This window comes from Achromobacter marplatensis (assembly GCF_002209535.1).
GTDB classification, from domain to species: Bacteria; Pseudomonadota; Gammaproteobacteria; order Burkholderiales; family Burkholderiaceae_B; genus Achromobacter; species Achromobacter marplatensis.
On record NZ_NJIG01000003.1, the window covers coordinates 48,355 to 61,589 of the forward strand.

A 13,235-nucleotide genomic window follows, 5' to 3' on the forward strand; every position below is an offset into this window, starting at 1 on the left:
TGAATCGGAGCCCGTCCGCCGTCGCGTGATAAATTGTCGTCCCGCGACATATTTGAAGCACGCGAGGAGATCGTTTTGGGTGTGGCAATCAAGCGCTGGCTGAGCTCGTTCGCGCCAGCGCCCGTCGGCGTCAACCGGCGCGAGAAGCTGTATGGCGTCCTGGGCGCGCTGGTGGGACTGTTCTGCACGGAATGGGTGGGCCGCCACGCGCTGGGCAGCGCCAACCCCTGGTTCATCGCCCCGATGGGGGCGTCGGCCGTGCTGCTGTTCGCCGCGCCTGCCAGCCCGCTGGCCCAACCCTGGTCCATCCTGGCGGGCAATCTGGTGTCGGCCCTGATCGGGGTGTTCTGCGCGCAGATGATTCCCGTGCCTGGCCTGGCGGCCGCCGTGGCGGTGGCCCTGGCCATCGGCGCCATGTTCAGCCTGCGGTGCCTGCATCCTCCCAGCGGCGCGGTGGCGCTGACTGCCGTGCTGGGCGGGCCGTCCGTCGCCAGCCTGGGTTATGGCTTCGCACTGTGGCCGGTGGGGCTGAACTCCCTGATCCTGCTGTGCATCGCCGTGGCGTTCAATGGCGCGCTCAAGCGCAACTACCCCCGGCGCCACGCCGATCCGGCCCCTGGCCATCACACCCGCGACGCGGCGCCCAGCGCCCGGCTGGGCTTCAGCCGCGCCGACCTGGACGAAGCCCTGTCCCAGCGCGGCGAACTGCTGGACATCAGCAAGGAAGACCTGGAAGACATCGTGCTGGCTGCCGAACTGCGCGCCAGCCTGCGACGCTTCGGCGACGTGTCCTGTGCGGACGTCATGTCGCGCGATGTCGTCACGGTGCAGGAACAGGATCCGCTGGACTACGCGATCCGCCTGTTCGACAAGCACCGGCTGCAAGCGCTGCCCGTGCTGGATTCCGCCGGCCGCTACGCCGGCATGCTGGCGCAGGCTGACGTGCTGGCGCGCAAGAGCCGGCTCGTGACCGCCACGGTCGACGGCGTTCCAGCCCTGGATCTGCTGGTGGCCGACTGCATGCGCAGCGAAGTGCCCTTCGCCACGCCCGGCCTGCCGGTGATCGAATTGGCGCGCCCGATGTCCGACAGCCTGCACTGCGTGCCGGTGCTGGATGCCTCGCGCACCTTGCTCGGCCTCATCACGCAGTCCGACCTGGTGGCCGCGCTGTACCAGATGGCGGTATCGGCCAGTTCGCAGGCCGCGGCGGGCGCAGACCCCGGCAAGCGCGTCGCCTGAGCCCTCCGTAGCCCTACGGATTCCTGTCCGCACTGGCCGCAAGGCATAATTTCAGGCGTGAATCCCCTATCGCGCACACGCGCCCTCTTCTGCTGGCTGATCCTGTTCTGCCTGGGCGCCGCCTGGATCGCCCGCCAGGAATACGTCGACCAATACGACCGCTTCTTCCAGAGCACCAGCATCGCCCAGCGCATGTTGAGCCAGAAGACGGTCCAGCACGAAGCCGTGCTGGCCACGCTGGCGGCCCTGTCGCACCCGCCCGCGCCTGAACGCCTGTACCCCAGCCTGCAACCGGCCTTGCCGCAGTTGCTGGGCCTGGGCTATCTGGCTGACGGCGCCTGGGCCGGCAGCCTGGCCGCGCCGCCGGGCCTGTCCGACGCGCTGGAGCGCGCACGCCAGTTGGGGCGGCCCGTCGTATTGCCGGAGGACCCCGCCCGGTATTGGTTGATTTCGCCATCCAGCTGGAGCCTGCTGCTGAATGCCCGCCAGTTGGTGCCCGCCGCCGACTTTCCGCCCGGCCTGGCCAACCTGAGCCTGACCGTGGATCAGACGGCGCTGCCGCTGCTGGACAAGCAGCCGGACGACGCGCCGGGCTTGACGATGACGCTGCAAAAACCGCTGGGCGCGGCCAGCCAGCCCTTCCAGATGCGCAGCACGCGCACGTTGACGCCGGATGCCTGGCCCTGGACGGCCTGGCTGGCGTGGGCTGTGGCCAGTGCCTTGCTGATGGCCGGCGCCGCGGCCTGGCAACGTTCACGCGCCGACGCGCGCCGCCAACAGGAACAAGCGCGGCTGGCGGCGATGGCGCGCTTGAGCACGCTGGGCGAAATGGCCGCCGGCATCGCCCATGAATTGAACCAGCCGCTGACCGCCATCCTGGCGCACACCCGCGCCGCCGGACGCCTGCTGGACGACGATGAAGAACGCCCCGCTGTGCGCCACGCCTTGCTGGCCAGTTCGGAACAAGCCAAACGCGCCGCGGACATCATCAGCCGCATGCGCGCGCTGGTGCAACCCAGTTCGCCCGCGCGGCGCGAAGCGCTGGACCCGGACGCGCTGGTGGCGTCCTTGCGGTTCCTGCGTGAACCGGATCTGGCCCGCCAAGGCATCCGCATCACCTGGCACAACGCCAGCCCCGGCGCCCGGCCGCTGGGCGACCGCGTGGCGCTGGAGCAGATCCTGCACAACCTGGTCCAGAACGCGGCGGATGCGCTGGCTGACACCAACGGCCCGCGCCACATCCAGATCGAAGGCCGCGCCGACGGCGAGGAATACCTGTTCACCGTCAGCGACACCGGCCCCGGCATCGCGGCCGATGCGCTGCCGCGGCTGTTCGCGCCGTTCTACACCACACGTCCGCAAGGCATGGGCCTCGGGCTGGCCCTGTGCGATACGCTGGCCGGCTCCATGGACGGCCGCGTCGCCGCCCGCAACCTCGCCCCCGCCGGCGCCTGTTTCACCGTAAGCCTGCCACGCTCGGGAACCCCCGCATGACCACACCAGACGCCCACACGCACGCGCTTTCCCCCCAGGTCTATCTGGTTGACGACGACGACGCCGTGCGCGATGGGCTGGCGCTGCTGTTGCGCAGCGTGGGCCTGCGCAGCACCGGTTTCGGCGACCCGCTCGCCTTCCTCGGGCAGCTGTCCCCGAGCGCCATCGGCTGCGTGGTGCTGGACATTCGCATGCCCGGCATCAGCGGGCTGGACGTGCTGAGCCGGCTGGCCGAGCAATCGGACTTGCCCGTGGTCATGCTGACGGGTCACGCCAACGTGGACCTGTGCCGCCGCGCCTTCAAGGGCGGCGCCATGGAATTCCTGCAAAAGCCGGTGGACGACGACGTGTTCCTGGACGCAGTGCAGGCCGCCGTCCGCACCCACATCGCCAGCCGCGAACGCTTGGCCGTGACCCAGGCCGCCGCCGAACGCCTGGCGCGGCTGTCGGGACGCGAACACGAGGTACTGGAACGCATCGTGCAGGGCATGAGCAACAAGGAAATCGCGCGCGAGTTCGACCTGTCGCCGCGCACCGTCGAAACCTACCGCGCCAACGTCTTCGCCAAGCTGGAAGCCGATTCGCTGGCGCAGCTGATCCGCCAATACGCCACCTTGCTGGACTAGCCGCCGCGTAGCGCCCTCCGTAGCGCTACGGAGAGGCCCGCGTATTCGGGCGTATACCGCCCGGCGCGCGTTTTGGCCACACTGACTGCTCCTACCGAATGTTCCCGAAAAGGACGCAGACCATGAACCGTTTCACGCTTGCCACCTTGATCTCCACCCTGGCTTTTGCCGGCGCCGCCAACGCCGCCGTGCTGAGCGAAAGCAATCTGTCGATGGCCGATGCGCAGAAGCTCGCCACCGCCACCGTCGCCGCCTGCCAGGCCAAGGGCTACAACGTGAGCGCCTCGGTCGTGGACCGCGCCGGCCTGCTCAAGGCCTTTGCCCGCGCCGACAACGCCGGTCCGCACACCATCGAAGCCAGCCGCGCCAAGGCCTTCACCGCCGTGTCCGCCAAGACCCCGACGCTGACCATGATGGAAAACGCGCAGAAGAACCCGGGTGCGGCCAACCTGACCGACATCCCCGGATTCCTGCTGTTGGGCGGCGGCGTGCCGGTCAAGGCCGGCACCGCGGTCATCGGCGCGATCGGCGTGGCCGGCGCCCCCGGCGGCAACCTGGATGCCCAGTGTGCCGACACCGTGCTGGAAGAAAACGCCGCGATGTTCAAGTAATGCGTGGCTGGGCGGACGCCCGGACGACCCGCAGCCCCGCCCAGATTCCCGCAAAGCAGGCCGCGCCGAAGACCCAGCCAGATAGCGCACCTGCCATCACCCCGGACAGCAGCGTGCCCACGGTGCATCCCAGCGCCGTCATGCCGCCCCAGCCCATCAGCACCCCGCCCGCGAAATTGCGGGCGATGTCTTTCACGGACGGCAATCTGGGCCGGAACGCGCCGGCCGCCAAGGCCGCCGCCCACGCCCCCGCCACCAGCGCCAGCACGAACACGCCGTTGTTCGACAGCAGCATGCGCTTGACCACGGTTGCGCAGCCGGCGAACGTGTCCAACCCTTCCAGGCGGTCCGGCAGCCAGCCCGTGCCTGCCGCCGCAGTGCGCGCCAAGCTGCCCAATTCGGCCGTGACGCCCAAGGGCGCAATGCGCAGATAGGCAATGACACCGATGAAGCCCACCAGGATGCCACCCACCGCGGGCGGCCAGCGGTCGCGCAATACCGACTGCCAAGGCGAGACGCCCGCATCGGCCGCACGTGGCTGCGCCCCGCCGCGGCGGATAACGGCCCAGCCAATCACCGCCAGCAGCGCGCCCTGCAGCAGCAGCGTGCCGCCATAGCCCAGGCGCTGCGGCAGCCACACCACCGGCGCCTCCTGGATCAACGCCAGATAGAGCGCGTTCCACGTTGCAAAGCCCAGCACGAAGCCCACACCCGCGCCCAGCAAGGCAAACGGAGAGGCCAGCGCGCCTTCGCCCAGCCGGTAGAAATGCGCGCTGATGCAAGAGCCGGATACGCGCATCCCGACGCCAAAGACAAAGGCCCCCGCCACCAGCGCCAGGCTGACCGGACCGATGTGCGCACCCGGCGGCAGGCGCTCAGGCGAAGGCACGGGCAGGAACGCGCCGAACACCGCGTGATAGCCCAGCGTGCCTACGCCCAGCGCAATCAGCACCGCGAACATGCCCGACGTTTCTCTTTTGTCGATGAAGTCCCGCGCGATGCAATAGAAGCAGAAGCGCGAGCGTTGCAGCACGATGCCGAAGGCCGCGCCCAACAAGACGGACAAGGACAGGTTGCGCCCGCCCTCGGGCAAGGGCGCCAACAGCCACGCCGCCACGAAAACGGCCGCCATCACCGCGGCGGCCGACACCACACGTAGGGTGCTCACTCAGGTCTTGCCCCACACCGTGCCCGACGGGTTGCTGATCGGCGACCCGACGCTGTTGCCGTATTCCGTCCACGAGCCGTCATAGTTGCGCACGTCGTAGCCCAGCAGCTTGCGCAGCGCAAACCACGAATGGCTGGACCGTTCGCCAATGCGGCAATACGTGATGATGGGCTTGGTGCCATCTACGCCCGCGGCCTGGTAGATCGCTTTCAGTTCGTCCGCCGACTTGAACGTGCCGTCTTCGGCCACCAGCTTGCTCCACGTGACATTCACCGCCCCCGGCACGTGGCCGGCGCGCACCGCCAGTTCCGGCACGCCGTTGGGCGCAAAGATCTTGCCGTTGTATTCGTCGGCCGAGCGGATGTCGACCAGCACGCCGTCCTTGTCCTTGCGGGCCACGGCCAAGACGTCCTGCAGGTGCGCGCGCAGCGCCGCGTTGGGCTGCTTGATCTGCGCCGTGCCGGCTGTCTGGATCTTGGCGCTGTTGGACAGGGGCCGGCCTTCGGCCTCCCATTTCTTGCGTCCGCCGTCCAGGATCTTCACGTGGTCGATGCCGTAGATGTCGAAGATCCACGCGCCCCAGGCCGCAAACCAATTGTTGTTGTCGCCGTACAGGATGGTCGTCGTGTCGGGGTTGATGCCGGAGCGCGCCACCAACGCCTGGAACTGCTTGGGCGGGGCAATGTCGCGGTTCACGGTGTCGACCAGATCCGTATGCCAGCTGACGTTCGCCGCGCCCGGGATATGGCCGCGTTCGTACAGGCCCGGGTTCACGCTCACCTCAACCACCCGCACCTTCGGATCGTTCAGGTTCTTTTCCAGCCACTCGGTCGTGACCAGGTACTTGGCATGTTGCGCCGTCGCCGGAAAGGCGATGATAGTGGCCAGTGCGGCAAAGGCGCCGACCAGCAGCTTGCGTGGGGACATCGGATTCTCCTGAATTCGGCTACTGGGCGAGCCGTTTGAATCCGGACGATATCGGCTTGCCCGCCGCAGGCGAACGACATTGTTTTCATATTCTGATTACTTATTCAGCTTACAGTCAGGTCGATGCGACACTGCACGACACTGCCCCGACCCTCGACTTGCGCCAATGCCCCTGCCTGCCTCCTCACCGTTGCTTGACGACATCCTTCGCGCCGTACCTCGCCGCTACCGTGTTCCCGAGGCGCTTGCCGCAGTAGCGACGACGCCGAACGGCGGCTCCTCGACCGAGCTTGCCATCACGGTGGAACAGGCTCGCCAGGCGCTGGCCGCCGGGACGACGCCCGACGCTCCGACCAAGCACGGATTCATCCAGGCGCTGGCGCGGTTGATTCATGAAGCCGTGCGCGCAGACGGCGGCGATCCCGCCTTCCAGGCCATCGTATTGCGGCACCGGGCGCCTCAGGTGCGCGAGTTCGCGCATCTATCGACCACCGCCGATCAGGACCGCCGCCAGATCCACGCCGCCGTCAACGGCATCGCGCACCCTGCCAAGCTGCAACGCATGGCGCCCGGCCAGGATCGGGACGCGTTGGCGGCGCTGCAGGCCGCGGCGGCCTCGGCGTCGTGGGCCACGCTGTCCGAGGCCGCGCAGCGGTTACGCGCCATGCAGGAGAAAATCGTGGACCCCGCCGTGCAACGCGCGCTGGCCCGCCTGCTGGACGCCCCTGCCCTGGCGCGCTTGCAACGCCTGGACGCCTTGGCGCCGGATGAGCAGGTGCGGCACTACCAATCCTTATGGGATCGCCACGGACCGCGCTCCGGCAGCCAAACCGCGGTCGCGCAAGGTTCCGCCGCGCAGCGCCGGGGCGCGGCCGTCGAAGCCTTGGCGAAAGCGGCACTGGACGCCCTGTCCCCGCGGCTGAACCAAGCCCATGATGGCTTGCAGACCTTCCGCGTGGTGACCTCGATGCTGGTGCCGGCATCCATACCCGCCAGCGCCGAACGCGCCAAGAGCGAGTGGGACGCCGTCCTGCTGCGCCAAGCGCACACGGACGCCGCCGCGCCCGTATGGGACGTCTGCCTGTTGCTTGAAGCCAAGGCGTCCATCGACGCGGCGACTGCGGACCTGCCGCGGCTGCAGCGCGGATTGCGCCTGCTTGCGCACGCCGACGAGAACGCTGTCTATCCGTTCCAGACCCGGCAAGGCGTGGTGCACCTGCGCGGCGCATCGCTCAGGGCGCTGCCGGCCGATTCACCCGATCTGGCCTGCGCGGTGCTTTACTGCTGCGATGCGCCCGCCGATACCGCGCCGCGCCTGCTCAGCGCGGCGAGCCGGATGCAATTGCTGTCCGCGGCGGCCAGCGTGGCGTACGCGTGCCAGCTGGCGGACCGGCAGCGGCCGGATCCCGACGCGCTGGAACCGGTATGGACGCAATTGCTGGAATCGCCCCAATGGACGCCCGTGCTACACCAGTACCCGATGCTGCGCCAGGTCCGCGAATTGATGGTCCACGTGGACGACCTGCTGGCAGCGGTCTAGCTGCGCCGACCTTCCGCCCACGGTAGTCCACGCCGATCCGGTCCCGCCCGTTCCTGCCTACCCCGCTGCGATCAAGCGGATGCCGCCGCTGCCTTCCCGTTCCAGCTGCGCGACCAGCCCCAGCTCCCAATCCAGGTATTCGCGGAACCCCTGGTCCCGCGCCGACAGGTCGTCAAACAGATACGGGCTGATGCTCTGGTCGTCGTCGCCGGTCAACACGCCCTGCGCGCCCTTGGCAAGTTCCAGGCCCTGCGCCTTCCAGGCCCGCGTACCGCCCAGCAGATACTGCACCGGGCGCTTGCTGCGCCAGGCCAATTCGGCCGCCACGGCGCTGGCCAGCACACCGTCCGACGACGTCACCACGACGGTGCGCTGGTCGTCCGGTGACAGGAATTCCGCCAGCCGGTCCGGCGCTGCGAAACGCGCGCCGGGCACATGGCCGCGTTCATAGGCCACGCGCGACTCCACGTCGAACACGATGGCCTCGTCCGCGTCGAGCGCGGCACGCAGCGCCTCTGCGCGCAGGCCCGGGGCGTCCGGCCGATGACGCAGCACCCGCCGCGGCTCGGGACCGCTTTGCACAGGCGCCAGCGCGGACGGTTGATACAGATAGACCTCGACCGCACCCAATTGCGCCAGCCAGGCGCCGGTGGTCAGCGCACGCACGCCGTCCCAATCCGCCAGCACGACGCGTGCGCGGCGCGTCGCCAGATACTCATCGGTGGCCTGCACCAGTTGCCCGCCCGGCGCCCAGCGCCAGCCTTCCAGATGCCCGGTCTCGTATTCCTCGCGGGTGCGCACGTCGAACTTGTAGAGCGTGCGCGTCGCCTGCTCCGCCTCGAACGCCGCGAGCGTCGCCGCGTCGATATACCCGATGCCGGCGCGTTGCGCCACGTCGCGGGCCTGTTCGCGCGCAGCGGCCAACGCGGCTTCGCTGGGCTCCGGCAAGGCGGCGTGGCGGCCATAGGCCAATTCCCGGCCCGACAGCAGCCATTCCATCGTGCCGTTGCGCAAGGAGGCGACACGGTTCGGGATGCCGGCGTCGATCAGCGTCTGCGCGCCGACGATGCTGCGGGTGCGGCCGGCGCAGTTGACCACCACAAAGGTCTTGGGATCGGGCGCCAGCTCGCGGATGCGGTAGACCAGTTCCGCCCCCGGCAGGCTGTGCGAGAACGGCAGCGTGAAGTTGTGGAATTCCTCAGGCGTGCGGCTGTCGACCACGACGATATCGTCGCCGCGCGCCACGCGCTCGTGCAGTTCCTCGACGTCGATCCAGGGCGTGTGCTTCTCATGTTCGATGACCTCGCCGAACGCCTTGCTGGGCACGTTCGTGCCCGAGAACAGCTCCAGGCCCGCGCGCTCCCAGCCGTCCGTCCCGCCAGCCAGTACCGATACGTCGGTCCAGCCCAGGCGGGTCAGCTTGGCCGCAGCCTGATGGGCCTGGGTTTCGTCGTCGTCCACCAGCACGATGCGGGTGTCGCGGCGCGGCACCAGCCGGTCGGCCAGCAGTTCCAGGCGCCACAGGGGCGCCGGCACGGCATACAGCAGATGGCGGCGGGCATAGCGGCCGGCCTCGCGCACGTCCAGCACGGCGATCTCGGCCTCGCCACGCAGTTCGTCCTGCAATTCTTGCGGCGACAGGCGCGCGTGATAGATGGCTGCGGGCGGCGAAAACGTCCGGTACGTGCCGCCCGCGGTGCTTTCGAACACCACGCGGCCGTGCAGCCGGTCCAGCGCCAGACCATAGAAGTGCAGATGCGCGCCAGGTTCGTCGCCGACCAGTTCGATGGTGTGCACGTCGCCCGGACCCAGCACGATCGAACTGCCGGGGCCGACGTCCACGCGCCGCACATGGGTCAAGGTATCGCGCAGCGGATCCTGGCTGGAGGCGCGCGCATAGACCTCGTTGCGCTCGTTGCCGTTCACCCCGGCGATGATGGCCCACGTCGTATGGTCATGCGGCGGCTGCGCCTTGCCCGGTTCGCCCAGCGACAGGTACAGCGCATAGCCGCCGTCGATGTCCTCGGCTAGACGATAGATCGAGGTCGGGCGGCCCGGCACGACGGCAAAGGCCTCGGCGGAAAACAGGTCGCGGCGTTGCCCCAGCGCTTCCAGCAGCGTCGCTACCTGGGCCAGTTGCGCGGGCGTGGCTTGCGCCGCATCGGGCGCCAGTTGCCGGACCTGGGCGATGAAGGCGCGCACGGCCTGTGCGCGTTCGGTGTGCTTGCTGAGGGCCGGCGCGGCCGTTTGGGCAGAGGTGCTCATGGGATGACCTGGACTTCCTGTAATGAAGAGAAGTCCAGGCTACGTGCGCGCCCCGGACGGGACAACGTAGAAATGCGTCTATGGATATGCGGCGCGCGGTTCGGCCCTGCGTCAGGCCTCGCCCTTCAACTCGCGGTCCACGACTTCGCGCGTCAGTGTCGGCACGAACATCTCGATGAAATGGAAGGCGTAACCGCGCAGCCAGGCGCCCCGGCGGATGGCCAGCCGCGTCAGGTTGATCTCGAATAAGTGGCGTGCATCGATGGCGGTCAGGCGGGTGTCGCGTTCGGCGTCCCAGGCCACCGCGGCCACGATGCCCACGCCCAGTTCCAGTTCCACATACGTCTTGATCACGTCCGCGTCCATCGCGGTCATCACGATGTCGGGCGTGATGCCTGCCCGGGCAAAAGCCTCGTCGATATGGGCGCGCCCGGTATAGCCGCGCCCATACGTGATGAGCGGATAGCGCGACAGCTGCGACAGGCTGACGCCGTCGTGCTCGCGCTCCAGCGGGTGGCCGCGCGGCACGATGATGCTGTGGCTCCATCGGTAGCAAGGCAGGTTCACGAGCCCGGGATAGTCCGCCACGGCCTCGGTCGCCACGCCGATATCGGCCTCGCCTTCCAGCAGCATTTCAGACACCTGCTTGGGCGAGCCCTGATGCAGATGCAGCACCACGTCGGGATAGCGCTGGCGGAATTCCTTGATGACGGGCGGCAACGCGTAGCGCGCCTGCGAATGCGTGGCCGCGATCGACAGCACGCCCTTGCGGCTGTCGGCGTATTCCGCGCCCGCATGCCGGATGTTGTCGGCGCATTGCAGGATCTGCTCCACCAGCGGCAGGATCAGCTCACCGGGCGGCGTCAAACCGATCAGCCGCTTGCCCGAGCGCACGAAGATGTCGACACCCACCTCTTCTTCCAGCTCGCGTATCTGACGGCTGACGCCGGGCTGGGACGTATGCAGGCTTTCGGAAACATCGGTCAGGTTGAAGTCCTGGCGCACGGCTTCGCGCACCGACCGCAGTTGCTGAAAATTCATCGCGCGCCTTCAGCCCAGAAAGGCCAGTTGATTGCCTGACGGATCTTTCACGTACATGACGCGCGGCTGCGCGTCGGGCAGCGAACAGACAGGGTGATGCCCCGCTTGGCGCAAGCGCGCCAGGATCTCGTCGTAGGCAGGGGTATTGATGGCCAGGTAATCGGGTTTGACGGCCCGGCTGACTTCCGCCACGGGCGACAGCGACAAGGTCGCTCCGCCCAGCGAAAAAAGCAGGCGCTGGTCGTCGGCACCCCCCACCTCTTCCAGGCCGATCACGCGGTGATAGAAATCCCGGACCGCTTCCGTCCGGCGCGACAAGAACGGAAGCTGTACCGATTCAATCGAAAGAAATGGAGTCATGCCCTGCTGCCAGCCATGGAACAAGGCAAATTCTAGTACCCGGGGGTACAACCGGACAAAGAGGTTGTAATTGCTTCTACATAGCCAGAAACCCTAAAGCGCAAGGCTTATTTGCATATGCCTCACGCGCTGCGGCGCAGTGCGTCGCGGGTGGCGGCGAAGGCGCGATCCAGATCGCCGATCAGGTCCAATGGGCTTTCCAGGCCGATGTGCAGGCGCACAACGGAGGGTTTGCCCGCGCCCTGTTGCCAGAAGCTGTGTTCGGCCAGACGCTCGGGCGAAGCCTCCAGCGCCAGACTTTCATAGCCGCCCCAGGACGCGCCGATGGAAAAGTACTGCAACGCATCGATGAAGCGCGATGCGGCCGTCGGATCCGGGTTGCCGAAGGCGAACGACACCAGGCCGCTTGCGCCGCTGAAGTCGCGCCGCCACAGCGCATGGCCCGGGTCTTGCGCCAGTGCCGGGTAGTAGACGCGCCCCACGTCCGCGTGCCGCGCCAGGTATTCGGCCACGGCCAGCGCATTCGTTTGATGGCGCGCCAGCCGCACGTCCAGCGTGCGCAGGCCCCGCAAGGTCAGATAGGCGTCGTCCGCGCCCACTGACAGGCCCAGCGCGTCGTACGTCACACCGAGCTTCTGCGCCAGTTCCGCGCTGTCGACGGTGACCACCCCCATCATTACGTCCGAATGGCCGGCCAGGTATTTGGTGGCCGCCTGGATCGAGATGTTCGCGCCCAGCGCCAGCGGCTGGTAATACAGGCCGCCGCTCCAGGTATTGTCGGCCGCGACCAGCACGCCGTGGCGCCGCGCCGTGGCGGCCAGCGCGGGCAGGTCCAGCACTTCGAACAGCAGCGAACTGGGGGACTCCAGGTACAGCAGCCGCGTGTTGGGCCGGATGCGCGATTCCAGCGCATCCTGTGCGGGTGAGAAATATTCGACCTCGATGCCGTAGCGTTGCAGCAGCGACTTGTCGACCTTGCGCACGGGCGAATAGACGCTATCGGCCACCAGCGCATGGTCGCCCGGCGCCAACGTCGCCAACAGCACCAGCGCAATCGCCGACAGGCCGGACGGCGCCAGCACGGTCCGGTAGCCGCCTTCCAGCGAGGCCACCGCTTCCTCCAGCGCCTGGTGGGTATCCAGGCCGTGACGCCCGTAAGTCGCCACGCGATCGCCCGCGGCGCGCTGCTTGTTCAGGGCTGCATGGGTGGCGGTATCGGCAAAGCGCACGGTGCTGGTGCGTACCACCGGCACGTTCACCGGACCCGACCCGCCCTTCAATTCTGGCGACCCGGCATGCACCAGCCGGGTCTGCACTTGTGCGTGGTCGAGGCTCATGCGCGCACCTCTTGGCCGGGCTTCATCTGGGTGGCGTTGTAGTTCAGGATCTGGCCGGTGGCCAGGTCGATGCCGATGCGCCCCGACAATGTTTCCAGCGGCTGGCCATAAAGGTGGAAATGCAGCGTCGGCGTGTCGCCGGTGACGTGAATGCTATGGATGTCGTCGGCCAGGAACGACACGGACTGCCCGGGTTGCACCACCACCTCGCGCACCTGCTCCAGCGTGGCGCGCCCTTCCTGCGAGCCGTCGTCACTACGGCGGTACACGCGATTCAATTCCTGCCCGGACAGCGCCACGATGGCGGCCCAGGTCGTATGGTTATGCGGCAACGTGGTCTTGCCCGGATTGATCGAATTCAGATACAGCGCCGGCACGCCCGGCGCATCATCCGGGTTCAGCCGGTAGCGGGTGGACGCGCCCACGCCCTGCCCGGGTGCGGGTGGCGGGAAGTCGGACACGGGAAACAGTTCCTGGCGTTGCGCCAGTTGCTCCAGGCGCGCGGTCACCGCAGCCAGGCCCTCTCGGGTCACGGGGCCGTCGCCCAGCAGGTGTTGGATATCGGACAGCGCCGCTTGCACCTGCTGGCGGCGTTCTTTGGAGATTGCGGATTCAGTGCTCATGGTC

12 protein-coding genes are annotated in these 13,235 nt (G+C 68.1%); 5 read left to right on the plus strand and 7 right to left on the minus strand.

Features of this window, described 5'->3' with window-relative positions:
• The first annotated feature begins 75 nt into the window (after window positions 1–75).
• The 4 genes from CEY09_RS07205 (at window position 76) to CEY09_RS07220 (ending at window position 3,970) form a co-directional block, all read left to right on the plus strand.
• Window positions 76–1,239: an HPP family protein gene (locus CEY09_RS07205; protein ID WP_088588103.1), complete on the plus strand. Its 1,164-nt coding sequence runs from the start codon at window positions 76–78 to the stop codon at window positions 1,237–1,239.
• A 57-nt stretch (window positions 1,240–1,296) separates the two neighbouring features.
• A complete protein-coding gene (locus CEY09_RS07210) occupies window positions 1,297–2,733 on the plus strand; it encodes a sensor histidine kinase (RefSeq protein ID WP_088588104.1) in 1,437 nt (478 codons plus the stop codon).
• Window positions 2,730–3,359, plus strand: a complete 630-nt coding sequence (locus CEY09_RS07215; RefSeq protein WP_088588105.1) for a response regulator transcription factor — start codon at window positions 2,730–2,732, stop codon at window positions 3,357–3,359. Before CEY09_RS07210 ends, CEY09_RS07215 begins: the two co-directional genes overlap by 4 nt.
• A gap of 122 nt (window positions 3,360–3,481) precedes the next feature.
• Window positions 3,482–3,970 carry a GlcG/HbpS family heme-binding protein gene (locus tag CEY09_RS07220; RefSeq protein ID WP_006223063.1) on the plus strand — a complete coding sequence of 163 codons (489 nt, stop codon included), beginning with the start codon at window positions 3,482–3,484 and terminating at the stop codon, window positions 3,968–3,970.
• On the opposite strand, the gene CEY09_RS07225 is transcribed toward CEY09_RS07220, so the two are convergent.
• Together CEY09_RS07225 and CEY09_RS07230 are read right to left on the minus strand one after the other, a co-directional pair.
• Window positions 3,963–5,102, minus strand: coding sequence for a YeeE/YedE family protein (locus tag CEY09_RS07225; RefSeq protein ID WP_234818261.1), 1,140 nt, complete (start codon window positions 5,100–5,102; stop codon window positions 3,963–3,965). The two genes, CEY09_RS07220 and CEY09_RS07225, sit on opposite strands and share 8 nt — an antisense overlap.
• A gap of 36 nt (window positions 5,103–5,138) precedes the next feature.
• Window positions 5,139–6,065: a sulfurtransferase gene (locus CEY09_RS07230; RefSeq protein WP_088588107.1), complete on the minus strand. Its 927-nt coding sequence runs from the start codon at window positions 6,063–6,065 to the stop codon at window positions 5,139–5,141.
• Window positions 6,066–6,231: 166 nt separating this feature from the next.
• Between CEY09_RS07230 and CEY09_RS07235 the strand changes: the two genes are divergently transcribed.
• Window positions 6,232–7,605 carry a 3-deoxy-D-arabino-heptulosonate 7-phosphate synthase gene (locus CEY09_RS07235; protein WP_088588108.1) on the plus strand — a complete coding sequence of 458 codons (1,374 nt, stop codon included), beginning with the start codon at window positions 6,232–6,234 and terminating at the stop codon, window positions 7,603–7,605.
• Between the two features lie 57 nt (window positions 7,606–7,662).
• Here CEY09_RS07235 and CEY09_RS07240 read toward each other — a convergent pair whose 3' ends face one another.
• The 5 genes from CEY09_RS07240 to CEY09_RS07260 form a co-directional block, all read right to left on the minus strand.
• Window positions 7,663–9,870 carry a rhodanese-like domain-containing protein gene (locus CEY09_RS07240; protein WP_088588109.1) on the minus strand — a complete coding sequence of 736 codons (2,208 nt, stop codon included), beginning with the start codon at window positions 9,868–9,870 and terminating at the stop codon, window positions 7,663–7,665.
• Window positions 9,871–9,981: 111 nt separating this feature from the next.
• Complete coding sequence (locus CEY09_RS07245) at window positions 9,982–10,911, minus strand: CysB family HTH-type transcriptional regulator (protein WP_006223069.1); 930 nt, start codon at window positions 10,909–10,911, stop codon at window positions 9,982–9,984.
• A gap of 9 nt (window positions 10,912–10,920) precedes the next feature.
• On the minus strand, window positions 10,921–11,271 hold the full coding sequence (locus CEY09_RS07250; protein ID WP_088588529.1) for a VOC family protein: 351 nt from the start codon (window positions 11,269–11,271) through the stop codon (window positions 10,921–10,923).
• 122 nt (window positions 11,272–11,393) lie between these two features.
• Window positions 11,394–12,608, minus strand: a complete 1,215-nt coding sequence (metC, locus tag CEY09_RS07255) for a cystathionine beta-lyase (protein ID WP_088588110.1) — start codon at window positions 12,606–12,608, stop codon at window positions 11,394–11,396.
• Window positions 12,605–13,231 carry a cysteine dioxygenase family protein gene (locus CEY09_RS07260; protein WP_006223072.1) on the minus strand — a complete coding sequence of 209 codons (627 nt, stop codon included), beginning with the start codon at window positions 13,229–13,231 and terminating at the stop codon, window positions 12,605–12,607. Before CEY09_RS07260 ends, metC begins: the two co-directional genes overlap by 4 nt.
• Between the last annotated feature and the right edge of the window lie 4 nt (window positions 13,232–13,235).